This window comes from Microcoleus sp. PH2017_34_RAT_O_A (assembly GCF_020737885.1).
In the GTDB taxonomy this organism is placed as follows: Bacteria; Cyanobacteriota; Cyanobacteriia; order Cyanobacteriales; family Microcoleaceae; genus Microcoleus.
In genome coordinates, this window is sequence record NZ_JAEQDD010000028.1 from 17652 (window position 1) to 44568 (window position 26917).

The window sequence follows — 26917 nt, forward strand, 5'->3', positions numbered from 1 at the left end:
CCACAAGCGATCAACGGTGATTTCCTACATGATTCCCAAGTAAAATCACCACGACAATGCTGGAATGATGAGCTATTTTATACCAAGAATTAGGACGTTTAAAAGTTTTGCAGCCACCCAAATTGTTCGCAAGGCTTACAGATAACTATTAAGTTTGGTAACGAGCTATCCAGAAAGAAACTCGGTTTCCGAACCCCGCAGGAAAGTCCTGAACAATAAGCATGATGGTGTCTCCAGGCACATATTTGTATTAAACTAACCCTAGTGTAATTATGTCTCCCTCTCTGTTAAAGCGAGAATTAGGTGTTTTCGGTGCAACTCTCATGGGCCTCGGCTCGATTGTGGGCACGGGAGTATTTGTGAGTATCGGGATAGCTACGGAAATTGCGGGGCCGGGAGTGATTTGGGCTGTGACTGTTGCTGCTTTAGTTGCTGTTTGCAATGGTCTTAACAGCGCTCAGTTGGCGGCGAATCATCCTGTTAGCGGCGGTACTTATGAATATGGTTACAAATATCTCAATCCTTGGCTGGGTTTTACTGCCGGCTGGATGTTTCTTGTAGCTAAAACGGCTTCGGCTGCTACTGCTGCTTTGGGTTTTGCGGGGTATTTTTTAAGTGCACTTGGTGTAGCCGATCGCACTTATCTCATCCTAACGGCATTAATTGCCCTGGCCGCCCTAACTTTAATTGTCTTGACCGGCATCAGGCGATCGAATATCGCGAATACTGCCATAGTCTCAGTTACACTTTTATCTCTGACTGTCTTTATTGCTGCGGGTTTGCCAGAGGTCAGGTGGGAAATGCCGACGCTACAGAACGATAGCGCGATCGGCTCCATCCTCCACGCCACGGCCCTGATGTTTGTCGCCTACACCGGTTACGGTCGCATCGCCACCATGGGCGAGGAAGTGCGGGAACCGAGCAAAACCATTCCCAAAGCCATAATTTTCAGTTTAGTGCTGACAATGGTGCTTTACGTGGCGGTAGCGGTAGTTGTTGCAGGTGCGGGGGGAGCCGATAAATTGTCCCTGCAAGCAGCAACCACTGCTGCACCCTTGGAAGTCATCGCCCGCAGTTTTCCAATTCCCGGAGTTTCCCAACTGCTAGCCGTCGGCGCCATTACTGCCATGCTAGGAGTCTTGTTGAACTTAATTTTAGGCTTGTCGCGCGTGTGGCTGGCGATGGGGCGACGGTTGGATATGCCGAGAGTCCTGGCGCGTCTCAATCCTGCGGGGACAACTCCCTATGTGGCTGTCGTGGTTGTCGAAATTACGATCGCACTTTTAATCCTCATCGGCGATGTCAAAACCACTTGGTCGTTCAGTGCCTTTAGCGTTTTGATCTACTACGCTATCACCAACGCAGCCGCGCTACAACTGTCCCCCGCCGAAAGGCTTTACCCGCAATGGTTGGCTTGGGTGGGCTTGGCTTCATGTCTGTTTCTAGCTTTCTGGGTGGAGAGGCAAATTTGGTTGACAGGCTTGGGTTTAATTATCGCCGGTTTAATTTGGCGGGCGATCGTCCGGCTCCTAGCGAGAAACTAACACTATGATAGATTGAGACACCATCCCGCATTGTAGAGGGCCATGCCCGATCGAACTCCCTTACTGGCGACTCAAGAATCAGTCGCAGTCAGCGCCATCAGTCGTTATATCGCTCAAACACTAATATCCATCCAGGAAAAGCATCCCGAATGGATAGCTGAAAAATACAGGAAAACCCCCTGGGCCAAACCTGCTTTTCAGTCAGTTTTGATTGGAAAATTAACAAAAAATTTTAAAGTAGCCAGCGATACAGATTTGCTGCTGCTGACGGCAAAAAAATATCTCCAAATTCTGCTGGTTCCCGAATTCATCAATTCACCTCAATTCAGCAAATTATTTGCCAAAATTCAGCAGCTAGCCGTACCCCAAACACCACCAGCCCAATCACAAAACTCAGTTTCAGCAAAACCTCCAACTCCCACCGCCCACCAAACAAATTCGCTTCCTGTCGGCATTGCTATCTTGCTGCTAGATGTCGAAAACTTGCAACTCAACATCGAAACCGAAAAATTCCTCGAAGGAATTTCTCACTATCCCATCCAAATCAAAGTAGCCTTTGCCAACTGGCGCAGCATGGGCAAAAAAGATGCCGAATTTCACCAGCGCGGCTATCAACTGATTCACGTTCCCCCCGGCAAAGACAGCGCCGACTTGAAAATGGCAACAGTAGGCGCCTCAATTTTCGTACATTATCCCACAGCCAAGGAGATTTTTGTCTGTTCGTCCGATCGCGCCCTCACCCACCTCAGCAACACACTGCAAGCCCACGGACTAACCGTCTTTCAAGTCCGCAAGCAAATAGATAAAATCATAATTTTAAACAGCAAAACCGGACAAATGGAAACCTATTCCCTCGTAACAGTACCGGAAATTACACCTGTAGAACAATTAGTTATTCAGCTAAAAGAATTAATTAAAAAAGAGCAACAACGTACCTCATCTCAGTGGATAAAAATTTCTACACTTTCAGCTTTGTATCGGGAAAATTACGGCTTAGTCCTCAATCAAGTTGTTGCCAATCATTCCTTAGGTACTAAAACTAGGGATATATTTCTCAAATATCCCACAGATTTCGTTCTCCACAAACCCTCAGAAGCATCTCAAACTTATGTCACTCTTTTTGAAGTTAAATTATCGCCCCCACCCCCAATACTCAACAAAGAAAATCTCAATCACAACCAAGCAGCATCAGCAAGTTTGACAGATATCAATTCCTTAGAAGATTTGGAAAAAGCTCTGGTCAAAATAGTTGGCGACTTAACCGACAACTCTCCTCACAATTCTGTATTTCTCTCAAATGTTGGCAGCGAATTTCACAAACAATACGGCAAACAAATCACCCAAATAATTAAAGAGTTTAATCTCGGTAGAAAGTTTCCTAAATTTTTACAATCCTGCACTTCTCTCGAATTAAAAAAAACCGAAAAAGGTTGGCAAGTTTCCCTAAATTAATTATTGGTTATTGGTTATTGGTTATTTGTTATTTGTTTTCCATGCCCAATTGCCAATTCCCAATTCCCCATTCCCAATTCCCCATTCCCAATTCCCAATTCCCAATTCCCAATTCCCAATTGCCAATTGCCAATTGCCAATTCCCCATGCCCCATGCCCCATGCCCCATTCCCCATCCCTCCGCTTCGCTTCGCCCAATTCCCATAACTTGAGTTATCATACAATCTGGACGTAAAGAAATGTAAAGGGATATGCAGGACAAAGTTGTAGTTGTGGTGGGTGCGACTGGCGGCATCGGTTCAGCAGTAGCCCGAAAACTCGCCGACGCGGGTGCGACGCTAGTGCTCGCCGCCAGAGACAGCACCAAATTAGACGCTTTAGCCAGCGAAATTTCGACAACAGAGGTACTGTGTGTACCGACAGATATCACCGATTTGTCGCAAGTCGAGACGCTGATGCAGAAAGCTGCGGGGCATTTCGGGCAAATTGATGCCCTCGTAAACGCTGCCGGTGCGGGAATTCTCAAGCAGTGGAACAAGTTAGAACCCGCTGATTTAGATGCGATGCTTGACTTGAACTTGAAAGGCAGTTTTTACACATCTCAAGCAGCCGCAAATGTGATGAAAGACCGCAAATCCGGTCACATCTGCAATGTCATCGGGATTTTGGGCAAGCATTCGATGGCGATGGGAACGGCCTATTGTGCTTCAAAGTTTGGGGTAGTTGGTTTTAGCAAGTGCATGGCAGATGAGCTGCGACGCTACGGCATTAAGTTTACGCTATTCTATTTTGGTGGGGTGGATTCTCCGTTTTGGGATAATGTGAGTTTGAAGGTAGATAGGTCAAAAATGCTGAGTACCGAAACCGCTGCCAATGCAATTATGTTTGCTCTTGCTTCTGACCCGCAAGCTGTGCCACTAGAAATTAATATTCAGCCAGAAAGTCATTTGTTCTTTTAGTAATTTGTTTGGTGTTCCACACGCGAAAAATGAGTTTGTATGGTGCTTTCATAGCACTGATTTACCCAACTCGATACTTCCCAGATTTTAGAAAAAAGTTCAATCTTCGAGATTTATCTGTGGAGTAAATCTCATGGCTGATTCCTTCTAGTATCCCACAGACGATTTACCAGAAATAATTGGTTGAAAGCCTCTGGGTTTGGCGTAAAAATTAAAATTAGAGGATTCATTACTCCAATCTTCAGACTTTCATGTAGAGGTTGCCCTCTGGCTGTCCCAGGTCAACTGTCAACTGTCAACTGTCAACTGAATGAAGTAGTAGGGTGCGTCAGTCACTTCTGGTTCCCCACCTGAAAATTAGACTAATCGCTGACGCACCCTACAATATCGCAAGCGATCGCTCGTACTGTCCCAGGTCAACTGTCAACTGTCAACTGTCAAAGTCATCCCAAACACCGTCTTTCTTTTAAGTGCCGATGTATTTCTGCCTTCAGAGGGAGCTAAGATATTCAATTTTTGGGTTATTATTAAGCGATTAGACAAAAAAACAATGAAAAATCTCCATTTCTCAGTCTCTCCCTTGCCATTTAACCGTGAAAATCAGCCGATTTTCAACTTTTCACGTTCCATTTTCAATTATTGATTATGGAGTTTGACCGCATTCAGTTTTACGTTGAAAATGCTCGAGTATCCCGCGACTGGTTTGTCAGCCACTTAGGCTTTCAATCAATAGCAGGTTATGCCAACAGCGACACTCGCACTGAGGTTGTCAGCAGCGGCAATATATGTTTTGTTTTATCTTCGCCTCTGACACCCGCTAGTCCCGCTGCTACTTGGTTGGAGTTTCATCCTCCGGGGATTGCCGATGTGGGCTTTCGGGTTAAAAATATCGAATTAGCGATCGCTAGAGCGCAGGTGGCAGGTGCTAAAATCCTGAAACCGATTCAAGAAGATCTAAAGGCAGGAGGCGGTTTTAAACTCGCACAAATCTCTGGCTGGGGAGATTTAAGCCACACGCTTGTTGAGCGAATTGGCGAGAATTCACTGCTGCGTGCTTCTTCTGGGCCGCCACTGTTGACTCTGATCGATCATGTAGTGTTAAATGTTGAATCTGGCGATTTGTCAAGTGCGGTTAGTTGGTATCAAAAAATATTAGGTTTTGAGCCGCAGCAAAATTTTGATATTCAGACTGAGAAGTCTGCTTTGCGAAGCCAAGTTATGGTACACGCTGAAGGTGGGGTGCAATTCCCGATTAATGAACCGGCATCATCTAATTCTCAAATTCAAGAGTTTTTGAGTGCAAATCGAGGGCCGGGAATTCAGCACATGGCTTTGCAAACGGATCGCATTGTGCAGGTTGTTGCCGATTTGCGATCGCGCGGTTTGCCTTTTTTGCCAGTTCCTCCAACATATTACTCGCAATTGCGGCGGCGGCAAAACTATTTGCCCGCAGATTGGCAAGCAATTGCAGCTTCCGAAGTTTTGGCAGATTGGCAAGAAGATACTCCCGCTGCGATGCTGCTGCAAATCTTTACCCAGCCAATTTTTGCCGAACCGACTTTCTTTTTCGAGATTATTGAGCGTCGAGTTACTTTAGTTAATGACAAACTGGTGCAAGCTGGAGGTTTTGGGGCGGGTAATTTTAGAGCTTTGTTTGAGGCAATTGAACGGGAACAAATGAAGCGGGGAAGCTTGATCGATAATTGATAAAACTTCCACTTTTGAGTTCATGCAGCCTTGTCGAGCAGCAGTGCAATATCCGTCCACCCGTAAGCAATTTCTTTGAGTGCAGTTCCGGCTCTGCTTGTCTGTTGTTCCTCCACTTTTTTTCCTCCTAAATTTTCATAAAACTTGCAGGCTGAATTGTCTCCGAGTACCCAAACGAGCATCGAATTCAATCCTAATTCAGCCAATTTTGTGGCAACCGATCGCACGAGTTGTCGCCCAATTCCTTGACGCTGATATTCCTCCAAAATATAGATGGCAAATAATTCTCCTCGATAAACATATTTGCCCGTGCGCTCGCAACCGCCGGCAGCAAAACCTACAACTTGTCCCGAGTTATTTTCAGCAACGCAGACATAATCGCCAGTATTTTTGACGTTTGACAGGATTTCTTGCCAATTGTTTTCTCGTTTTTCATAGGACAGCTTGGCGAGGTAATCTGCCGGTATGATGTTTCGGTAAGCTGTCCGCCAAGTGTCGAGATTAACCTGTGCAATTGCAGGTGCATCAGCGATTTTAGCTTCTCTCACAATCATCAGAAAAAACTCCTTTCTCGCCCAGGCATCGTATTTGAGAATCTACGCAAACAATACGATCGCGCCCTTCTAGTTTAGCTCGATACAGCGCGCGATCGGCCTCCCCAATCAACCACTCCAAAGATTGTTCAGCAGCGGGCACAGCACTAGCTGCGCCCATACTCGCCGTCACAGACTCACTTACCTTTGAAGCTTCGTGGGGAATTGCCATAGCATTCAAATCGCTGCGAATTGATTCAGCTACCCGCATTGCTCCCTTAGCATCAGTCCCGGACAAAATTACTGCAAATTCTTCCCCACCGTAGCGAGCCGCTAAATCACCTCCCCGGTGAGCGTTTCTGTCTAAAATTTCAGCAACTTTTTTGAGACATTCATCGCCTCCTTGATGCCCGTAGCGATCGTTGTAAAGCTTAAAAAAATCTAAATCGATCAAAATTAAAGACACTGGCTGTTTCTCTCTAGTCATCCGCTGCCATTCTGATTGCAATGTTTTGTCAAAACAGCGACGGTTAGCAATCTGAGTCAAGCCGTCCACAGATGCGAGTCTGTGCAATGCCTGATTAGCAGATTCTAATTCTAATTTAGCCTGTTCTAATGCTACATTTTGCTGAGCCAATTTTTCACTTTGCTGTTTTTCTTGCTCGTACAAAAACCGGATGGAAGCTTCGGCTTCTTGCAATTCTTGCTCCGCATATTTGCGCTTGACAAACTGTCCTAATTGGGAACCTATTGCCGCCATCATTTGCAGTAAGTCTTCATCCGACGGCTGTTTTTCCCGGCAGAAAAAAGTCATTACCCCTACAACTTGACCGCTAGCACGAATTGGGAAACCGAAGGCCGATCGCAATCCTGCTTTAGCAGCTAAGTGCGATCGCATAAAATTGCCATCCTTAAGAAGATCCGTAATCCATTGCGGATAACCGGTGTTCCACACTATTCCCGGTAAACCCGTACCAGGCTCTAGGGTAATCTGCTGGCAATTTTCCACAAACTCCCCAACTTCACTTCCCCGCCGCCAAACTCCCACTCGAAGCAAAAAAGGGAGAATATCTTCAACGTTACTATCTGGTGCAGCAAACAAAAATGGTATTCGATCGTGCGTATCTTCGGCATCAAACTTAGTATGTTTTTCATCCACAGGCGTCCAAAGTTCACCGATATCCCACCCCAAACTTTCACAAATAGCTTGCATAATTTTCGGAGTGGCGCTCTCTAAAGAACCAGATTCTGACATGATGCGAGCTACTGCATATTGTGCTGCTTGACGCTTTTTTGTCCGTTGTTGCTCGGTGATATCTCTGCCCACATAGACAAAATCTTGTATAGTTTTGTTGTCTGAGTGCTTGCTTTCTATACTTGTCTCAATAGTAGAGCAGGAAAATGCAACTGTCAGCTTTGAACCTTTTTTAGTTGTACAAGCTACTTTTACTTGATGCCAAGATTCATTTTTTAGTTCAAGAGGTAGCTGACTAACTTGACGCAATAATTCCTCGTCCGCCGTAATCATCGAGATTGGTTGACCGATTAATTGTGATTCGGTATATCCAAACAATAGTTGGGTGGATTGATTGACCTTTTTGATTTCTCCCGCTTGCGTTGTCACCAATAAAATATCATTTATGGAGTTAAGAATTTTATCAATATAGTCGCGAGCGTTAGCCAAGTAATCGACTTTAATACTGTTTTCGTTGGCTGCTTGAACCATACTTTGCTGAAGAGCAGCAGTGTCTGTTACATCTTCGCAGAAAATAATTAATCTCTCAGGATTGAGCTGCTCTTTCTGACCAAAAATATACAAATCTAGATAAAAATAAGAGCCATCATTTAAAACTCTGGTAACAGATTTTAATTGGAAACTTGGCTGTCGTTGTTCTAGAATATCGTCTAGCAGTTCTTCAATTCCGATCAGTTCGGGAAAACTATCGCGCACATCTTTGCCTTGTTCCAATTCATCAGGAATTTGGGCAAAATCTTGTACGTTCAAGGATGTTTCTTGAATCTTCAGTTCCCGATCGACTGCAAGGTATTCAATGCGACGCAAGGATAACAATTTGTCAAGCAGATTGTTAATGTTTTGGGAGCTAATCTGTAAACTTAATTTGGGAAGCATCTCGTTATTATAAACCATCAGACTCTAGGGTTAGCAGATAAAATTAGTTGTTGTTTTGGTGCTTGCTATTTCTCATAGAAATTTTGATTCTGCTGGATGCCAGCAACTATTCTCGCTGGCTAATTTATCGACACAATAAATTTGGGATTCTCCAAGCTTTTTTTTATTTAAAATTATTACTTAGACCAACTTTTTTGTGAGCAAGCGCAGTCAAAATCAGCCTCTATTGAGGTTTGGATTTATTAACAATACCTAGCGGTTGGCCGTATTTGTACAGCAAATTTTAAATTGTAGATTCCCTGATAATAGGGAGCATCTCATTTTGGCAAAAAGCTTTTTTTTGTTGTAGTGAGAGCTTAAGAGCTCGCTTTGTTTTAACAGCAAGCGAGCGGGGACAGCACTACAAAATCAAAACTGAGATGCTCCCTGATAATATTTGTTACAACCGCTACAGTTGATGATTGGCACAGTTGAATTAAACTATTGCCTTTAATTAGCACCATTCCTATAGACACTACCTCCCCTGGGTATTTGTGTCAAGTTTTGTAAAGGATCTGTGACATTAAAGTGATATAATCTCTAACAATTTGTATAAAATTTTCAAAATACTCTGCTCAATGCTGAGACTTATCACCGACTTTGACGGCCCGATTATGGACGTGTCCGATCGCTATTACGGAGTTTACCAGCAGTGTCTGGCCGAGACTCAGCGTGAGGGCCAAACAGTGCACGAACTCCCAAAAGCCGAGTTTTGGGACATGAAGCGGGCGCGGGTTCCCGAAACCGAAATCGGCATTCTCTCAGGATTAGACGCAGCCCAAGCCCTCGAATTTGCCCAGAAACGGCGTCAAACTGTCCACACGCTGCCGTTCCTGATTTACGATAAACCAGCCCCTGGAGCCGTGGAAACCCTGGAAAAGGTGCAGCGCGCTGGAATAGACTTGGCGGTGATGACTATGCGTCGCGTCAGGGAACTAGACGAGGCTTTCAACCGCTGCAATTTAGGGCATTTTTTCCCAGAAAACCGTCGCTATTGCCTCCCCAACGATTATGTCAAAACCGGGGATGTCAAAGATAAGCCCCTGCTGATGGCAAAAGCTCTCGCCGAACTGCCGCCTGCTTCTGAGCTTTGGATGGTGGGGGATACGGAGGCGGATATTATAGCAGCAAAAACTCACGGTGTCAAGGTAATTGGTGTTTTGTGCGGCATTCGCGATCGCACCCAACTAGAAATGCACCAACCGGATTTAATTGCTAACAATTTGAGCGAAGCTGTTGAGATTATTTTAGGATAGTTATTAGTCAGTTGTCAGTTGTCAACAGTTATCAATCATTAGTCAACAGTCAATAGTCATTAGTTATTGTTAATTAGTAATTGGTAATTGGTAATTGGTAATTGGTAATTGGTAATTGGTAATTGGTAATTGGTAATTGGTAATTGGTAATTGGTAATTGGTAACAATCAACTAACTACTAACACCTAAGAGCTACGAACCAACCAATAACAATTAACCAATAACAATAATTAACAACTGCCAACTGTCAACTGCCAATTGTCAACTGTCAACTGACAACCGACTATCGCAGAAAACTGCTGACCAGCCAAAGAATTAAAAACGTAAACAAAGCGATAAATTTCTCTGTTGTGATAAATGCCGTACTGAGCAAAGGGCTCATAAGACCTCCCAGCACCAAGCCTATAACCAAGCCAGCCACAGTCAGCAGCACAGCCCGACCAAATTTTTGTTCCTTGCGATTAAGAAAATAAAGACAAGAGCCGACCCCAAGAGCCAGAGTCAACTGTAGTAAAGAATCGTTAGCCGCTGGATAAATACTCAGTCCGCCCAATCCCACATAAACTCCAGCCGGCCACAAAATATCGGCTCGACTAGGAGTATCGATCAGGCGCTGCAACCAAGCTGGGCTGCCGGACGGAGCAGATGGAGTAAAGCTGGCGGGTGGGGGAGCCACTCGTTCGGGAAAGCGGATGCGTTCGGGTACTTTTATTTTCCCTTCCTGTCGCTGGCGGAGGCGATCCATGAGGATCGCGTCGTAAGCAACTTCGATCGATTCCAAACGTTTCTTGTCGCCGCTGTGCTGCTCGGCTAGACGGGTGCGGGCCTCTTGCACTTCATCAAAGGAAGCATCTTCATCGACTTCAAGCAGTTGATAGGGAGTTTGCTCACTCATAAAACTTTTTGGTATGCGGAAAACTCAGCGTCTTGAGACCTGAGAGGGCTGCAACGAAACGAGGCTAGAAGGTAGAAGGCATTCGGCATTCCGAAATAAAAATTTGTCAATCCAAAGATTGTTATTTAGATTGTGATTTTTTAAGCCGGCAATCTTAAATTTTACCTTGTGCCGAATGCTTTTAGCAGGAACTTGTGTTAGATGTGCTGACAATTCCCGACCACTGGATTTTTTTTAGTCGATCGCGGCGGTAGGAAAAAAAGCGAGCCGAGTCAGAATAAGTACAGAAAGGAGCGATCGCCACTTGAGAAGAATTAATTCCCAACTGCTGCAATTGCAGAGCATTGCAGAGGCGAACATCCAACCGTACCTTTCCCGGTTCTGGATCGGTCAACACAGGTGATTCGGGTAGTTGGTGTAAAAATTCCAGAATGCCGTCGGCTGTTGCACCAACTGCATTCTGAGGAGTAATCGTGGCTCCCAATTGGGCTGCCACTTCCACAGATACCTGGTAAACCTCTCCACCGATCGCCGGCCCGAGAGCAATCTTCAGATTTTCTAATTGACTGCCTTGTGCCACAAGTTGAGCGATCGCCTCTGGTAATATCTTAGCAGCAGTCCCGCGCCAACCAGCGTGAACGGCGGCCGCGAGTCCCGTGCCGCTATCAGCAATTAGCGCCGGTACGCAGTCAGCCGAGCAAACCCACAGCGCCTCAAAATCTCGCGATGCTACCAAGCCATCGGCCTGGGCATAGGTGGGGGTAGCTGTTTCCGGGTCTAGAGCCACAACTGGGGGCAATAGATCGGTTTTGAGTACGACATTGCCGTGTACCTGTTGGAGACGGTAAACGGGAGATCCTGGTGCTAAAACTTCCGTGAGATCGATCGGGCCGCGCGGCGAGAAATCGCGAGTAAAAAAGCCGTGAGACCATCGGTCGAGCAAGCTGCAAGTCAGATAGGGCAAGCCTTCGGCACTCTGCTGCCACTGCCAGCTAATACCGTCAGGTTGTCCGGTACGTTCAGAGTCAGGAAAATTTGTCAAGCGATCGCCAGCTAAAGCCATGAAACTTATCCTTCCCCAAGTGAGTCATTTCCTTTGTATTTTAGACAATTAACAATTTTGCTACTTAGTTTAAATGGGCGATCGGCAAAAATTGGGAAAGATGGGGAGATGGGGAGATGGGGAGATGGGGAGATGGGGAGATGGGGAGATGGGGAGATGGGGAGATGGGGGAGATGGGGGAGCTTAATTCACAGACACGAACGCCAAAGCGCTATTATCAATGTGGCCGTCACAGGCTAGTTGGCAGTGCAATGATTGGGAGCGGAAAAACCAGGGTATCGATCGCGAATCGACGCAGCATTCGAGCTGTTCGACGGGAAAAAAAATTGCCTTAAGCCCGTTCAATAGTTGACAGTTGACAGTTGACAGTTGACAGTTTGAGAGCGACCTCTACCTAGAAGAAAGAGGATTGGAGTAATGAATAGTCTGATTTTCATTTCTCCCGAGCAGGGTTCCGGCTTTCAACCAATTACTTCTGGTAAAATCAGTTAAGTCTGTATAAAGATAAGGATTGCCATACACTTCGATCCAGACCATGCCAAAAAACAGATACTTGCTTTCCGACTCCTGTCGCCAGCAGCCCAAAACTTTAGACTAAGATTCCTCCTCCCAGAATTCAAAGCTGCGAGTAAATCTAAAATCTAAAATCTAAAATCTACAATCGACTAATCTTCTTGCGCCCCCCCTGTTGAGTTGGGAAAAAAAAATCGTGAAACCAGTTCCAGACAAGCAAATAACAGCCCATTTGAACACCAAACAGCAAAAAAATCACCCCACAGGCGCCCGGACTCGATCGCGCCTTTTGTCCGAACGCTCAATGCTGGTGGGACTAGGTTGCCTTGCCAGTCTGGGACTGCTGAGCAAAGGCATAGTTTGGGCCCAAACTGAAACTCCGCCAGCAGAACAAGCCGTCCCCGGCGCAGCAGAACTTCAGCCACTATTTGAAGCACCTCTGGCGCCCCCGGAACCCGAAGCCCAAGTGCAGCGAGAACCAGATCCCGAACCCCAGGCAGAAGTTCGGGCCCCATCGCCAGATTACGTCACCGAACAACCTCCGGCCCAATATTATCTACCGGAACCCGCACTGATTCCCTTGCCAGAAGCGACGGCCCAGGAACCTCCTTTTGAAGCACCAGTTAACCCAGAAGCCCGCGCTGCCACCGACCAAACAGACTACAGTGTTGGCGCTACCAGCCAATACGAAGCGCCTACAACGATCGAGTTTGCAGAAAGATCGACAGGCTGCGAAGGTTCCGTGTCAGCAGGACAAGGAGTTGGCGGTTTGTGCGGGCCTGCCGCTGTTCCCGAACCCGTGACAGCAGAAGCAGCCCCTCCCAGTTACAGCCCAGAAAGGCCGATCGCCGGAGGGCCCAACTACAACCCGCAAACTCCCAGCACAATTGGCCCTTATATTGCCACCCCTCCTTCTCGAAATCTGCCACAAAGCCCCGGGACTGTTCCGAACCTTCCGGGCAATGTTCGGGGAACTGTCGCCGGAAATAATAGCGGAAATCCTATCAGTAAAGTAGGTCAGGCCGCTCAACAAGTAGGCAACCAGCTTTGGGGACAGGGCAACCAGTCGGAATCTGCTTACACACCTCCGGGCTACTCAGCAGACAGCGGATACCCAGCTAACCCCGGATACTCAGCAGATGCTGGATACTCGATTAACACGGCAGCCTACGCCGCTGGCCCACCCGAACCCAGCATGGGACTAGGGCCAGTGCAAGTCGGCGCGATTAGTGTCAGCAGCGGCAGCAATACAGGTTTTGCTTACTACAATCTCACGCCGCGTCCCTTGGGCCGGCCTGGAAATGGCAACACCAGCCTGCTGTTTCCGCTATCGATTGCTGCGGAAATTACTTCACCCTTTGGGTGGCGGACTCATCCGGTTATGGGCTACGGTAGGTTTCACACCGGAACGGACTTGGGAGCCCCGATGGGAACGCCCGTACTGGCAGCTTATGCGGGTCAAGTGGCGATCGCCGATTGGTTGGGCGGCTACGGTTTGACGGTGGTTCTCAACCACAGCAAACAGTCTCAGGAAACTCTCTACGGACACCTTTCAGAACTGTTTGTCAAACCAGGAGAGTGGGTGAAACAGGGTGATACGATCGGGCGTGTCGGCAGTACAGGAATGTCTACAGGGCCTCACCTCCACTTCGAGGTTCGGCAAATGACTGCTCAGGGTTGGGTGGCGATCGACCCCGGTGCTCAGCTAGAATTCGCTGTAGCAAAAATGATCGGCACTTTGGAAACCGCCAAAATACCCCTAATGCCGAAATTTGTGGAAACACAAAGCGCTAGTGCACTCAAGGATTTGGAAAACGATCTCCCCCAGCTTCCACCTCTACCGCTGGGAATGGACATCGAAGTTCACAACCTCCAGCCGCCATTCCCAGAATTGTTAAAAACTGACACTTCTGCATCCAAGGATAAAGAAGCCTCCAAACCCAAAATTCAGAAGCAAGCTAGCAGATAGGTTTTTTATCAGGCAATACGCTTGAGTTAACACTGTTTCTTGCCCGGAGATCCCCCTAAATACCCCTTAAGAAGGGGGACTTTGATCGAGTTCTTGTCCCCCCCCCTTTTTTAGGGGGGTTAGGGTGGATCAGCCTTAACCCAAGCGTATTGTTTTATAAGCACTCAAAGTACACACTACAAACAATCAAATAGGTTCGTAGTGAGGACTTTAGTCCGCATCCATAGAAGGACTAAAGTCCTCACTACAAACAATCAGCAAGAGCCTCCCATAAAAATTGGTAAATAGTAGCTTATGCTAATAGCGCAGTATTTGTGGGAATTAATTTTATTTCTGATTATTATAGTCGGGCCGATTCCCCTAAGCTTGTCTCTGGCCTTCGAGAATCATAAGGAAAACAGTAACTATTCATTTCCTCATTTTCTCCTCGTACTTTTGACGGGATGGAGTCTTGCACAAATTTGTATAGGTTTGATTTTAGGAAGTGCCGATCGCCTAAATCTTGCTGCGGTCATTATAGCAGAAATGCTGATTTGTGCGATCGGCTTAATTCTGATTTATGCCAAAAACCAGAAATCTTTTAGCTTCTCGCAGTGGCAGATTCCCCAACTCAAGCAACCTCTGATCCCATCCGAACTCCTAATCATTGGTGCCACCGCATTTGCAGGATTTGTGTTGTGGGAAACCCTAGCAACTAAACCCACAACAAATTATGACTCATTGTGGTTTCACCTACCTGTAATTGCCAGATGGTATCAAACCCACTCATTTACATTCTTAGATGCCGCCGGAAATTGGATTTTTGAACACGAGCAAGCCCGAGTATATCCCTACAATTGGCACGTCTTGTCTGCTTTGTGCGTACTCCCCTTCAAAGAAGATTTTCTCACAGCTTTTCCCATGCTAATTGCCTGGGTACTTGAAGGAATTGCCGTCTATCTATTAAGTATAAAATTTGGAGCAACGAGATTTTATGGCATGGCAGCAGCATCTTTAGTATTGACAGTACCGATGATGCTCAACCAAGTTAACACCATTCACCCAGACTTACCGCTAGCTGCGATATTTACAGTTGCTTTATATTTAGGTTTATCCTATCACAGCAGCCGATCGCAATCCGAGCTATCCCTATTTTTGGCATCTGTAGGAATGATAGCCGGAATTAAAATCACTGCCCTAGTCTATGCAGCCTCACTTTTAGGAGGATTAGCAATATTAGAAATTAAAAGATTCATCGTTAATAAAAATTCTACACGAACTAATTTTAGAATTCGCCACATCAAACCAGTCTTGGTGTGCGGCATACTTTGCTGCTTGTTTTTAGGAGGTTTTTGGTATGCGAGAAACTTGCTGCATATCAATTATCCTGTTGGTGATTCCCGCGAGATTAACATTCCCTTACAGCCTGTTGCCCCACCGTCTCCAGTAGCATCCCCAAAACCTCCAGTAGCATCCCCAAAACCTCCGGTAGCGTCTCCAAAACCGACGATAACGCCGTCGCCAAAACCTCCCGTACCTGGGCCAAAACCTCCGGTAGCGTCACCAAAACCTCCCGTACAGCAGCCAACACCTACCATACCTGCGCCTTCAGCTTCGCCACTTTTGAAGATTTGGCAAAGCACTTTAGCCGCTCAATTTAATCCCAGTAATATTTCCCACTGGCAAATGTTCGGCTTGCAAGTCCTCATTAGATTGCAACTGCCATTTCTGGCGATCGCACTTCAGGCCTCTTCAGCACCTCTAGCTTTGATCCAAGGTAAAACCAGAATAATCAATCAAAACAATATCATTTTAACCGTAGTTCTCGCCAGCACCGGAATTCTGTACGTCATTACACCTTACACCTCCGGGACTGCCGGAGAGGCGATCGGTCAACTCAGTCCTTTACTCGGTTTTAATCTCAGATACGGCTTTCCCTTTTTAAGCTTACTGGCGATCGCAGCAGCAGCAACCGCGACTGAGCTCAAAACTCGCAAGCAAGTAATTGTAGCAGTTGTTTTAATTAGCAGTATTTCCGGCATTATTAGCAACACAATTTTTGACCTAATTAAAAATGCTTCTTTTACCGGAAAGAGTATTGTTTGGGGAAGTTGGTTAATTGACAGGTTTAAATCTCATTTTGCCGAAGCCATCAATCTGGTGATAAAAATATTAGCGCCCCGTTGGCCAGATTTAGGAATATACCCATTGATTTATGTTGGATTACTGCTACTAGCTGGGATTCTATTTAAGCGCAATCCTAGTTTAATTGGCTTGAAAAATCTACTCGCTAGCTTGAAAAAATCAAGTTACATAATGATAATTTGTGTCTGCATAGCATTGATGGTAAGTGCTACTTGGGTGGCGAGGGAAAAGCGAGATGTTGCTCGCGCCGAACTGTATCGCGGCATTTACGAATATATTGACAAAAATACAGTACCCAATGAAAAAATCGGCTTCTTTTTAAGTTACCGCAGCTACCTGTTTTACGGGAAAAATTTGGACAGACAAGTTTTATATGTGCCGTTTAGAGCCGATCGACTTCCGGCATGGATGGACAACCTCCACAAAAATAACATTAAGATGGTAGGATTCGGGCCCCTGACTGAGATGGACGAATACACCAAACTAGCTTTATCTTGGCTGACAAGTCCCGAGGGCCCGCTGCAACCAGTTTTCGGCAAAGATTTTAATACTGAGTCGGTACTGTATCGCTTAAAATATTAAAATATATGAGTTAGAATGAACACAACTAAAACTCTATTTTCAATTATAGTTCCGACTTACAATCGCCCCGAGAAATTAGCGCAGTGTCTTCAGTCTTTTGTGGAACTAGAATATCCGCGCGATAAGTTTCAGGTGATTGTCGTCAACGACAGCACCGAAATATCTGTAGAAACTACAATATCCCCTTTTCAAAATGGGTTAAATCTCACACTTTTGACACAACCCAACTCAGGCCCCGCAACGGCGCGAAATACTGGGGCTTTTGCAGCCGAGGGTAAATTTTTAGTGTTTACAGACGATGACTGTACTGTGGCGGCAGATTGGCTGCAAAATCTAGAAAAGCGATTTCGGGAAACACCAGACTGTTTAGTCGGAGGTCGAACTGTCAACGCGCTGCCGGATAATATCTATTCTACTGCCAGCCAGCAACTGATCGATTACCTTTACAGTTATTACAATGCTATTGGCGATCGCGCACAATTTTTCACTTCTAACAATTTTGCCCTTCCCGCTGAGGCTTTCGAGAAAATCGGCGGGTTTGACACGACTTTTTCGCTAGCGGCTGGAGAAGATAGGGAATTTTGCTTTCGCTGGCTCAATTTGGGAGGCCGCGCGGTCTATGCTCCCGAAGTGACAGTCTATCATTCCCACGCACTAACTCCGCGGAAATTTTGGCGGCAGCAATTCAATTACGGTAGAGGTGCTTTTTTGTTTGGGGAAATTATCTCGAAAAGTGGGGCTAAGGGGAAACGGCAACATCCGTCATTTTATCTGAATTTGCTAACTTATCCATTTTCCCAAGGATCGGGTCTTCAAAAGCTATTAATTGCTGCTTTGTTTTTGGTTTCTCAGGCGGGAATTGCGGCGGGGTTGTTTTGGGAGAAAAATGTTTTTGTTGAGAAAGAGTTCGTTGGTAAGGGGCGTCAGTTTTGAGCAGATGCAGACGGCGGTTGAAACCAGGTTTACAAAAACGTAGGCGTTAGCCTTCCCGAAGGATAGTCTGCCTCCGCAGACTGAAGACAATAACACAATGTTCACCGCTAGTTCTTCAACCTGCGGAGGCAGGTTTTGTTTTTATAGACGCGGTTGAAACTGCCGGGTATTTTATGATTAAATACTCCGCGTACACCCCAAGATTACCAAAAAAATGGGTCTAAAGCCCCGTCATTCTAGGACGGCTTTAATTGCGAGTGTAAAGATTCATAAATCGGTCGATTTATACCCACAATAGTTTGTAAACGTGATAGAATAATTTCATGATTGTATTAGAGTTCAAGTTAAAAGGCAAGCCACAGCAGTATCGGGTTATCGACGAAATGATCCGCACAGCACAGTTTGTCCGAAACAAAGCTCTTAGATATTGGCTCGACAATCAGGGAGTCAAGTTAGTCGATCTCTACAAACAATGCGCCATCATGGCGAAAGAGTTTGAATGGGCAGGTAAACTTAACTCAATGGCGCGTCAAGCGATGGCCCAACGTGCCATTTTTGCTATTCAACGCTTCTTCTCAAATTGTAAGGCTAAAAAGCCAGGGAAAAAAGGATATCCGCAATTCAAAAAGCACACTCGCTCTGTAGAGTACAAGACATCGGGATGGGTGCTTTCCACCGATAAAAGATGCCTGACTTTCACAGATGGTTTTGCTGCTGGAACCTTTAGATTGCTCGGTAGTAGAGATTTGCATTTTTATGCACCTACTGAGATTAAACGAGTTAGAGTAGTTCGTCGTGCTGACGGCTACTACGCTCAGTTTTGCATAAATGTGGAGCGGACAGAGGAAGTCGTTCCCACGGGGAAAGCGATTGGCATAGATGTGGGATTAAACCACTTTTATACCAATAGTGACGGAGCAACAGTCCCGAATCCCCGATATCTTCGTAAAAGCGAAAAAGCTTTAAAGCGATTACAGAAACGAGTTTCTCGAAAAAAGAAAGGTTCCAGTAATCGCTTTAAAGCGATTAATAAGTTAGGGAGAAAACACTTAAAGGTTAGTAGGCAGCGCAAAGATTTCGCCATTAAGACGGCGTTGTGCGTGGTGAAATCTAGCGATTTCGTAGCCTAGGTCGACCTTCAAGTGAGAAACATGGTAAAAAATCATAAACTTGCTAAATCAATTAGTGATGCAGCATGGTCACAGACTTGATCATTATTTGCAATATTTTGGAAAAGTGTACGGTAAAACAGTGGTTGCTGTTGCACCTGGGTACACTTCCCAAGATTGTTCAAGTTGTGGAAATCGTGTTCAGAAGTCGCTTTCAGTCAGAACTCATATTTGTAATTGCGGTGCGGTGTTAGACCGCGATCACAATGCAGCCTTGAATATTCTGGCGAAGGGATTGAGACAAGTAGGGATTAATCTAAATACGGTGGGGCACACCGGAATTAACGCTTGGGGACAGACCGACCTCTACTCGCTGGTGGTGACATCAACGGGCAAGTTGACTGGCTGAACCAAGAATCCCTGTACCTTTAGATCGGGGAGTGTCAAATAAATCCGTGTTCTGCTAAGAATTCAGGTGTAATTGTTCCCAAACTGTTCATGGCGGGGGTTTCTTCCCAGGGTTCGGGATGGGCTTCCCGGCCGCCGCTGCGGAGAAATTTGGCTACATATTTGCCGAGTATATCTGCTTCTAAATTGACTAAACTTCCCGGCTGCAAATAGCTGAGGTTTGTCTCGGAAAAACTGTGCGGAATTACGGCAACTTCAAACCAATTTCCGTCTGCATCGCAATCTGCTACGGTGAGGCTGATGCCGTTGACGGCGATGCTGCCCTTGGAAACGATGTATGGCGCAATTTGACGCTGCCATCCCGAATTGGCTGTTGGTGGGGCTGTAAACCTCATCTCCCAAGCGTTGGCGGTTTGGGTGGATGTCGCTAAGGTGCCGATCGCATCTACGTGTCCCGTCACAAAATGTCCGCCCAATTTGCTACCGGCGCGCAGCGAGGTTTCTAGGTTCACCCAAGCATCGGGGAATGCTCCCAAATTAGTGCGGCGCAAGGTTTCTGGGGAAGCGATGGCGACAAAACCTTGGGGCAGAACTTCCACCACTGTCAAACAAACTCCATCCACTGCTACGCTGTCGCCAATGGCTAAATCTTGTAAAATCTGATAGGAGTTGCTTGAGGTGCAGGAAATTTGGAAGTAATCGTTGCCTAGCGATTTCAGCTTTCCGAGAGATTGAATTAGTCCTGTAAACATAGTTATTTTTTGGTAGTCGATCGCTTATTTAAATCAAACCACAGTCACAAACCAGACGGAGGAGCTTTTGCCATCCCCTCTATCCCTATTGTCAATGGAAAATCTAAAATCTAAAATCGACAGTCCCAGATCGGTTGCAGATTCAGGCGAAGATCGAGTCATACTGGATTTAGGTGATCTTTATGTCCAAATTCTCCACCGCCTTGCAGTTTCTTAATTCTATGAGGCCGATCGAATGATTGAAATGAAAGTCGCTGGAATTGCCTTAGATGCAGCCACGCGCAGCCCTATTGTCCTATTGAGAGACGCTACTGAGCGTCGCGCTTTGCCTATTTATATCGGTCAGGAGCAAGCAAAGGCTATTATTAGTGCTCTGGAAGGCCACAAGCCTCCTCGACCTTTAACTCACGATTTGATGGTCAATTTCCTAGAGGCCTGGAGTCTTACCTTGGAGCGGATAGTGATTCACTCGCTGCAAGATAACACGTTCTATGCCGTGCTGATTGTCCGTCAGGGTGAAGTGAAAAAAGAGATCGATGCCCGTCCCAGCGACGCGATCGCCATAGCTCTGCGGACGAATAGCCCCATCTGGGTGATGGAAGAAGTCGTCGCCGATGCTTCTATACCGGTCGATCGAGATGCTGATGAGGCCGAACGCCGGGCCTTTCGCGAATTTATCTCAAACCTCCGCCCGGAGGATTTGATCAAGAGAAGCGGCTTGGGCCAAAGCGAAACTTCCTCCTAACAGATATGCGCTATCGACGGTTTGGCAAAACTAACTTGCACCTGTCCGTATTTTCCTTGGGAACCATGCGTTATTTGGCTTCTGAGGAAATTGCCTTTCAGACTGTACAACAAGCTGTATCTCAGGGAATCAATCACCTGGAAACGGCGGCGGGTTACGGTTGCAGCGAGGAATATCTAGGCGCGGCCCTCGCATCTGGTTTGTCTGTCGATCGATCGCGCTTCCACGTCACCACGAAAATCCCTCCTGGGGACGATGCTGCTGCCACGGAACGCTGCATCGACTCGTCTCTCAAACGTCTAAATCTAGACTATATCGATTGTCTGGCAATTCATGGTTTGAATGCTTGGGAACATTTGGCTTGGGTGCGATCGCCCACAGGCTGCATGGAAGCTGTACGCAAAGCCTTGGCTGATGGCCGAATTCGGCACGTCGGTTTCTCGACTCACGGGCCTCTGGATCTGATTTTGGCTGCTATAAATACAGATTTATTTGAATTTGTCAACCTGCATTATTACTATTTTTTTCAGCGCAACGCCCCGGCAGTTGAACTCGCCAAGCACAAAGATATGGGCGTTTTCATCATTTCTCCGGCAGACAAAGGAGGGCAACTCTACACGCCCCCAGAAACTCTCGCACAATTGTGCTCGCCTTTCTCGCCTTTGGAGTTGAACTATCGGTTTTTACTGAGCGATACTAGAATTGGAACTCTGAGTGTGGGGCCTGCAAATCCGACAGAATTAGAGCAACCTCTAAAATATGCCGATCGCGACTTTCCCCTCACCCAGGCCGAAATTGCTGCGTTTGTGAGGATTGAATCGGTGATTGCCGATCGTTTGAAAACTGACAAATGCAGCCAGTGCTACGCCTGTTTGCCTTGCCCGGAAAACATCAACATTCCCGAAGTATTGCGGCTGCGGAATCTCGCTGTCGGGTGCGACATGACTGAGTTTGGCAAATACCGTTATGCTATGTTTGAAAATGCCGGACATTGGTTTCCTGGAAGCAAAGGCAACCGCTGCACCGATTGCGGCGAATGTTTGCCCAGGTGTCCCGAAGAGTTGGACATCCCAACTTTGCTCAAAGACACTCACCAGCGACTGAATGGCAAAGCGGGCAGGCGGTTGTGGGATTGAAACACAAGGTGACAGTTGACAGTTGACAGTTGACAGTTGACAGTTGACAGCAAAGTCTACCTGGAAGGAAGAGGATTGGAGTAATGAATCGTCTTCTTTTAATTTCTCCGCGGGTTCCAGCTTTAAACCAATTCTTTCTGGTAAAAAAAACTAAATTACAAAATTTGGTTGAAGAGCCAGAAAATTTATTTCTATGACAATACCCCAGTTATTTTATGACTTTCTTCGACCCAGCGAGAGCCAACATTTTTCTGATGGGTGATTAACGGAACTCTCTCTAAAATCTCAACTTCCAAATCTCAACTTGATACTTCCAGATTAATATCCCGTGTCATCTACAAACGATTTAGCATCTACTACTATGGCTCAAACTCAGTTAAACGACAGCCAGCAAAACTGTTCGCAGCCTACTAATTTTGCGACTTCCGAAAGAAGATTGAAAGCAGTTTTCAGACCTGCCACCTACAACTTGTCTGTCACCAGAAAACAATTAATTGGATTGCTGGCTTTACAAATCATCTTGCCAGTCGGATTAACGGGAGCAGCACTTTGGCTAACATCAACTGTTGGAAGCAGCGAACTGCAAAATCAAGCTAAATCTGAACTGAGCCTTAGTGAAAGTAACTACAATCTTAAACTCGATCGCGCTGCATTCAGTTTGCAAAACTCCTCTGACAGCAAAACGATCGCCCAAATAGCCTCAGCTTATAACAGCGGCAAGAATATATCAAATTTGCGACAATCTGTCAAGGATATTTTGGAAACCCAAGTTAAAACAGGGGAAATAGACAGTGCTGTCTTAGTGGGAAAAAACGGGCAGATTGTAGTTAGCGTCAACCCCAACATCAAGGAAAAAAGTGTTAACCTGCAAAAAATAGTCGATCGAGTATTCGCTGCCAAAAAGCCAATAACCGCCAGCAAAATTATTGCCAAATCGGAACTTCAGAAACAATTGGTATCTTTGCCGCGCGCTGCGGGAGACGGTAGCGTTCTCATCCGCTACATAGCAACTCCTGTAAACGATCCCAAAACTAAGACGGTGATTGGTGTCTTAGTGTTAGAAAAAATTTTGAGCCAAACGACGGCAGTTGCTAGCAGCGAAACCATCAATTTACAAAGTGGCGGATATCGCGCTATCTACTCCGTCCCAACTGACGGCAAATTTGTGTTGGCAAGTTCGCAAATATTTACCAAAAATCAAAAGTTGCCAGATTTGCTGGCAGACAAATCGCTGCTGAAATCGGCACTCGCAGCCGCCGGCAAGCCTGTCGCTCAGGAAATGCGAACAGGCAGTAAAACTTATACAGTAGCTGCTCAATCCCTGGACAATTTAGCCGGAAAACCCGCAGCAATTTTAGTGCGGGGAATGCCACAAACTGATCTCGCATCCTGGTGGGGCAATAATTGGCTGCTAGCACTGTCTGTGGCTGCCGCCGCACCCCTGGCCTTAGCAGTAGGAGTCACCCGCCTCCTGGCCAAACCAGCTAACTCAGATTTATTAACAGCAGACGGGAATTTACGCTCTAACTCCACCGCCGAAGCGCACCCGCAATCGGGGAAGTGTGTTAGCGAAGCCAACGAAAAGGATCGCACTTCTGACAATTTATCGGAAAATTTATCTGACAATTTATCTGACAATTTAAATTTGGGCGAACTCCCCGGTTTATTCCTGAAACAACCTAATTTAGACAGTCAATTAGCGATGGATTTTGAGTATGGAAATTGTGCGGGCGATCGCGCGCAAATCACAAATCCCGAAATCTCGCTAACTGTCCCAACCCTAGAATTGGCCGCCAACTGGGGTTCAAACCACCCACAGCCGACAAATACAGAACCAGCAAAAAGCTCGATCGCCTTAAATCAAGTCCAGGAAGCTTGGCAAGACTTAAATCGCCTCAACTTGGAATTGCAGCGAGAAATACTCGAACGTCAAAAGGTTCAAACAGCCCTGCGGAAGAGCGAAGAACTGCTGCAAGCGATTTTAGACAACTCCACAGCAATGATTCACATCAAAGATGCTGACGGAAAATACCTGCTTACAAACAGCCATTTTGACAATTTGTGCCATATGGCAAAAGAACAAATAACTGGTAAAACCGACGGCGATATTTTTCCTCAAGACAAAGCATCAGTCTTGCGAGAAAACGACCTAAAAGTGATTGAAACCTGTTCGCCCCTAAGCATTGAAGAAGTCATCCCTCAAGACGACGGGCCGCACACTTATCTGTCTCTCAAATTTCCCCTCTGCAACTCCGAAGGTACAGCTTATGCAGTCGGTACAATTTCTACAGATGTGAGCGATCGCAAAAAAGCCGAACTCACCCTAGAAAAAGCCAAAGTAGAACTAGAAATAGAAGTCGAACAGCGCACGGCATTCCTCAAACAAGCCAACCAACTCTTGCAGTTTGAACTCGCCGCCCGAGTCCGCGGCGCCATTACCGTCAGACAAATGACGGCTCAAGTAGCCCGACACGCCAGAACAGTTGACGGCATTCTCGGCGCTTCCCTCGACCTAATTTTTCTAGTGGATCAGTCGGGAAGGTACACTTACGTCAGTCGCACCGCCGCCCAAGCTGCCGGCATGAACCCCAGAGAAATGATTCGCAAAACCTGGCAGGAATTAGGCTGGCCTCCAAACATTATGGAGCGGGTTCACCAACAGTGCGATCGCATATTTGTCACAGCCGAACCCGCCAAAGGCGAAGTAATCGTCCCCACCGCAGCCTGGGGAACCCGCGACTACGAGTACATTCTCAGCCCGGTGTGTGCGACAGACGGTAGCGTGGAAGCGGTGGTAGCCACGCTGCGGGATATCACAGAGCGCAAAGACGCCGAGGAAGCGTGGCAGTTGGCAAAAGAAGCCGCCGAACTCGCCAACCGCGCCAAGAGTGCTTTTCTGGCAAACATGAGCCACGAGTTGCGGACTCCCCTAAACGCAATTATCGGCTACAGCGATCTGCTGGTGGAAGATGCCGAGGAGGTGGGCAACTTAGAGGTAGTTTCGGATTTAGACAAAATTCGGACTGCTGGGAAACACTTGCTGCAACTGATTGACGACATTCTCGACATTTCCAAAATTGAAGCTGACAAGATGGAGATTTATCTCGAAAGCTTCGATGTTGGCGGCCTGATCGAGGAGGTGGCGACAACCATCAAACCGTTAATTGAGAAAAACGGCAATACCTTGCAAGTATTGAGTGCCGAGAATATCGGCGCCATGCACAGCGATTTGATGAAAGTGCGGCAGATAATCCTGAATTTGCTGAGCAATGCTGCTAAGTTTTCTGAGAATGGGGCGATCGTACTTACTGTGGAAAGAATTACCAGTGAAGAATTAAAAAATAAATATCAACCGCGAGTTGTTCAAATGTTAATTTTGGATGCTGAATATTTAGTTTTCCGAGTGACGGACACGGGCATTGGCATGACACAAGAACAGCAAGAGCGACTGTTCCAACCTTTCACCCAAGCGGACAATTCAACTACTCGCAAGTACGGTGGTACTGGTTTGGGATTGACTATCAGCCAGCGTTTTTGTCAGATGATGGGCGGCGATATTGAAGTTACCAGCGAGTTAGATTGTGGTTCTACTTTTACGGCTTTTCTGCCTGCTTCGTTGTTTAGGCGATCGGAATTTCAATAATTTTGTCGCAATAAATTATGATGAATCACCACAAATTCAGCCACCAAAATCAAGTTTTCCGGCGCAGACCTAGCATTTTGACAAAAAGTTTATTTTTGTTCCTAATTGCGAGTTCTACGTGCATCACAGCCTTGCTGTGGGGACAATCTGCGGCGTTTTCCCAGCAACCAGTCTGCCCGAGTGGAGACGCTGCCAATTTCCCGTCGCCGCCGCTTTCGCAAGCCGAAAAGAGCACGCCGAGTCTGTGGTTGGCTCAAAAACAGTTTGGCGGCAAATTGCTCGATCGCTGGTTTGTCGATCGCAGCAACACATGGGTTATCATCATCGTCAACCGCCAACTGTGGAGTTTGCTGGATTATATGGAACGCTATCAGTTTGTCAACCGCTTCGGCGCTGCTTCTAGCGAGTACGGTTACAACCTGCGAGTTTGCAACCGTCAGGGGACTGCTTTGGCGGTTTATGCGTGCAAGGGCGATCGATCGAGCTGTAAAATAGATTTAGAATCTCTGTCAAATCCGGGTCTTCGAGGCAAAATCAAAGCTTTTTAGTAGGGTGCGCCAGCAGCGAGAGATTTTCGGGATAATCGATAAATTAAGAGGTGACGCACCGTGCATTTGAGCTGATAAATGCGGTTTCCAAAAACGGAATTAAAAAAAATTAATATCGAAATAGACAACAAATTGTGAGAAAAATTACGGGTGCATCTGGCGCAAGGCAATTATATCTGTAGGGGCGAAGCATGACCGCAGTCAATATGGGATTATAACTAATAACTTATATACGGTCATGCTTCGCCCTCTTCAAAAACCAGATAGACCTAAAATTAAAAATTACTAGCAAAACAACAGGCAGAAAATGGCACTTCCTCAAAAAAAATCACGCAGTATCATCATAAACGATGAAAAATATCGTTGGCTTATTTCACGTGACGATTACGGCGGCATTGGTTTGTTTATAGAGTTATACGAGAATCCTGCTCAGAAATTGACGACAGCTTTTTCTTTTGGTTATCCAGCTATTACTCCTGTGTTCGTGTGTGAGGTAATTCTCCATGCCTTAGCACAAGGATACACGCCTCACAAAAAAGGTCAGAATTTTGGGCTACCTGAAAATTCACCCTTAGTAGTAGTTAAGAATTTAACAATTAACGCAGCTTATAAGTACAACTGGTGACTGACACACTCTATGGTTAAAGATGCGTCAGTTTTGATGATTTTCAAGGTACGTAGTTGCGCTTCAGCGCTCTTTAGATCTATGAAAAAGCGCTGAAGCGCAACTACTTACCTCAAAACGTACTTAACTTTTCACTACTTGCTCTTTAGATTTATGAAAGAGCGCTGAAGCGCAACTACGTACCTCAACACGTACTTAACTTTTTACTGCTTGTTTTTTAGATCTATGAAAGAGCGCTGAAGCGCAACTAC

The 26917-nt window shown here is 46.2% G+C and carries 21 protein-coding genes; 15 read left to right on the forward strand and 6 right to left on the reverse strand.

What is annotated here, in order from left to right; genetic code table 11:
• Window positions 1-272 precede the first annotated feature (272 nt).
• Both JGK11_RS11950 and JGK11_RS11955 read left to right on the forward strand, forming a co-directional pair.
• Window positions 273-1544: an APC family permease gene (locus JGK11_RS11950; protein ID WP_293192730.1), complete on the forward strand. Its 1272-nt coding sequence runs from the start codon at window positions 273-275 to the stop codon at window positions 1542-1544.
• Window positions 1545-1586: 42 nt separating this feature from the next.
• A complete protein-coding gene (locus tag JGK11_RS11955; RefSeq protein WP_293184847.1) occupies window positions 1587-2996 on the forward strand; it encodes an NYN domain-containing protein in 1410 nt (469 codons plus the stop codon).
• Between the two features lie 28 nt (window positions 2997-3024).
• Here the strand turns inward: JGK11_RS11955 and JGK11_RS11960 are convergent, their stop codons facing one another.
• On the reverse strand, window positions 3025-3216 hold the full coding sequence (locus JGK11_RS11960; RefSeq protein WP_293211792.1) for a hypothetical protein: 192 nt from the start codon (window positions 3214-3216) through the stop codon (window positions 3025-3027).
• 31 nt (window positions 3217-3247) lie between these two features.
• Between JGK11_RS11960 and JGK11_RS11965 the strand changes: the two genes are divergently transcribed.
• Both JGK11_RS11965 and hppD read left to right on the forward strand, forming a co-directional pair.
• Entirely contained in the window at window positions 3248-3955 is a 708-nt protein-coding gene (locus JGK11_RS11965) for an SDR family oxidoreductase (protein ID WP_293184845.1), read from the forward strand.
• Between the two features lie 645 nt (window positions 3956-4600).
• Entirely contained in the window at window positions 4601-5662 is a 1062-nt protein-coding gene (gene hppD / locus JGK11_RS11970; protein WP_293211794.1) for a 4-hydroxyphenylpyruvate dioxygenase, read from the forward strand.
• A 20-nt stretch (window positions 5663-5682) separates the two neighbouring features.
• On the opposite strand, the gene JGK11_RS11975 is transcribed toward hppD, so the two are convergent.
• On the reverse strand, window positions 5683-6216 hold the full coding sequence (locus tag JGK11_RS11975; protein ID WP_293207599.1) for a GNAT family N-acetyltransferase: 534 nt from the start codon (window positions 6214-6216) through the stop codon (window positions 5683-5685).
• Window positions 6197-8326 (reverse strand): diguanylate cyclase, encoded by a 2130-nt coding sequence (locus JGK11_RS11980; RefSeq protein ID WP_293207597.1) that lies wholly within the window; start codon window positions 8324-8326, stop codon window positions 6197-6199. Before JGK11_RS11980 ends, JGK11_RS11975 begins: the two co-directional genes overlap by 20 nt.
• Window positions 8327-8943: 617 nt before the next feature.
• On the opposite strand from JGK11_RS11980, the gene JGK11_RS11985 reads away from it, so the two are divergent.
• Window positions 8944-9621 carry an HAD family hydrolase gene (locus tag JGK11_RS11985; RefSeq protein WP_293184838.1) on the forward strand — a complete coding sequence of 226 codons (678 nt, stop codon included), beginning with the start codon at window positions 8944-8946 and terminating at the stop codon, window positions 9619-9621.
• Between the two features lie 283 nt (window positions 9622-9904).
• On the opposite strand, the gene JGK11_RS11990 is transcribed toward JGK11_RS11985, so the two are convergent.
• Window positions 9905-10516, reverse strand: a complete 612-nt coding sequence (locus tag JGK11_RS11990; protein WP_293211796.1) for a CPP1-like family protein — start codon at window positions 10514-10516, stop codon at window positions 9905-9907.
• A gap of 181 nt (window positions 10517-10697) precedes the next feature.
• Window positions 10698-11579: a peptidoglycan editing factor PgeF gene (gene pgeF / locus JGK11_RS11995; RefSeq protein WP_293184835.1), complete on the reverse strand. Its 882-nt coding sequence runs from the start codon at window positions 11577-11579 to the stop codon at window positions 10698-10700.
• Window positions 11580-12288: 709 nt separating this feature from the next.
• Between pgeF and JGK11_RS12000 the strand changes: the two genes are divergently transcribed.
• The 5 genes from JGK11_RS12000 (at window position 12289) to JGK11_RS32870 (ending at window position 19218) form a co-directional block, all read left to right on the forward strand.
• Window positions 12289-14061: a peptidoglycan DD-metalloendopeptidase family protein gene (locus JGK11_RS12000; RefSeq protein ID WP_293211798.1), complete on the forward strand. Its 1773-nt coding sequence runs from the start codon at window positions 12289-12291 to the stop codon at window positions 14059-14061.
• A 294-nt stretch (window positions 14062-14355) separates the two neighbouring features.
• Complete coding sequence (locus JGK11_RS12005; RefSeq protein WP_293211801.1) at window positions 14356-16767, forward strand: hypothetical protein; 2412 nt, start codon at window positions 14356-14358, stop codon at window positions 16765-16767.
• A 15-nt stretch (window positions 16768-16782) separates the two neighbouring features.
• A complete protein-coding gene (locus JGK11_RS12010) occupies window positions 16783-17700 on the forward strand; it encodes a glycosyltransferase (protein WP_293211804.1) in 918 nt (305 codons plus the stop codon).
• 323 nt (window positions 17701-18023) lie between these two features.
• Window positions 18024-18830 carry a transposase gene (locus JGK11_RS12015; RefSeq protein WP_366053656.1) on the forward strand — a complete coding sequence of 269 codons (807 nt, stop codon included), beginning with the start codon at window positions 18024-18026 and terminating at the stop codon, window positions 18828-18830.
• Between the two features lie 106 nt (window positions 18831-18936).
• On the forward strand, window positions 18937-19218 hold the full coding sequence (locus JGK11_RS32870; protein ID WP_366053658.1) for a transposase: 282 nt from the start codon (window positions 18937-18939) through the stop codon (window positions 19216-19218).
• A gap of 34 nt (window positions 19219-19252) precedes the next feature.
• On the opposite strand, the gene ribE is transcribed toward JGK11_RS32870, so the two are convergent.
• Entirely contained in the window at window positions 19253-19969 is a 717-nt protein-coding gene (ribE, locus tag JGK11_RS12020; protein WP_293211807.1) for a riboflavin synthase, read from the reverse strand.
• A gap of 235 nt (window positions 19970-20204) precedes the next feature.
• Here ribE and JGK11_RS12025 point away from each other — a divergent pair, with 235 nt between their 5' ends.
• The 5 genes from JGK11_RS12025 (at window position 20205) to JGK11_RS12045 (ending at window position 26666) form a co-directional block, all read left to right on the forward strand.
• Window positions 20205-20714 (forward strand): bifunctional nuclease family protein, encoded by a 510-nt coding sequence (locus JGK11_RS12025; RefSeq protein ID WP_293184826.1) that lies wholly within the window; start codon window positions 20205-20207, stop codon window positions 20712-20714.
• 5 nt (window positions 20715-20719) lie between these two features.
• Window positions 20720-21850: an aldo/keto reductase gene (locus JGK11_RS12030; RefSeq protein ID WP_293184824.1), complete on the forward strand. Its 1131-nt coding sequence runs from the start codon at window positions 20720-20722 to the stop codon at window positions 21848-21850.
• A gap of 328 nt (window positions 21851-22178) precedes the next feature.
• Complete coding sequence (locus JGK11_RS12035) at window positions 22179-25493, forward strand: PAS domain-containing protein (RefSeq protein ID WP_293211810.1); 3315 nt, start codon at window positions 22179-22181, stop codon at window positions 25491-25493.
• Window positions 25494-25510: 17 nt separating this feature from the next.
• The gene (locus JGK11_RS12040; protein ID WP_293207583.1) at window positions 25511-26041 is read left to right on the forward strand and encodes a hypothetical protein; all 531 of its coding nucleotides are present in this window, start codon (window positions 25511-25513) and stop codon (window positions 26039-26041) included.
• A gap of 307 nt (window positions 26042-26348) precedes the next feature.
• Window positions 26349-26666, forward strand: coding sequence for a hypothetical protein (locus tag JGK11_RS12045; protein WP_293192714.1), 318 nt, complete (start codon window positions 26349-26351; stop codon window positions 26664-26666).
• Window positions 26667-26917: the final 251 nt, after the last annotated feature.